Annotated in this window: 1 protein-coding gene; it reads right to left on the reverse strand. The window is 74.9% G+C overall.

The annotated features are described in order from the left end of the window. On the reverse strand, positions 1 to 521 hold a 521-nt coding region (locus tag BV907_RS18085), incomplete at both ends, for a FadR/GntR family transcriptional regulator (protein ID WP_139346879.1).

Below are 521 nucleotides of genomic sequence, written 5' to 3' on the forward strand. Positions count from 1 at the left end.
CCCTTGAGATCCTCCGGGGTCGGCCGGTCGGCCGTGGCGTCGAGGGCGGCGTGGACGGCGTCCTCGACGACGTGGATCGACGCCGCCGCGGTCTCCTTGATCGTCTGGGCGAGCGCCTCGATGGCGGAGATCGCCCCCTGCTCCCCGCTGCCCTTCGGCGGGGCCCCGGGGGCCGCGGTGTCCATGGACACGCGCAGGTCGATGAGGCTGTTCATCTCGCGGCGGATGTGGTCCTCTGCCCGGGCGCGCGCCGCGGCCGGGTCGCCGGCGCGGATGGCGTCCACGATGGCCGCGTGCTCCTGCGCCGCCTGGCGGGCGTCGCCCGCCGGGCTCGTCCAGATCAGGGGCCCCACCTCGGCCTGCAGCGCCATGTCCTGGCGGGTGAGCCGGACGGATCGCGAGGCGGCCGAGAGCTCGGTGTGGAACTTGCTGTCCGCGCGGGCCATGTCCGAGGGCTCCTCGGCGGTCCCGACCATCGCTGCGAGCGAGGCGAGGCGGCTGACGGAGATCTGCTGTGACCT

It is taken from the genome of Sinomonas mesophila (genome assembly GCF_001999765.1).
Classification (GTDB): Bacteria; Actinomycetota; Actinomycetes; order Actinomycetales; family Micrococcaceae; genus Sinomonas; species Sinomonas mesophila.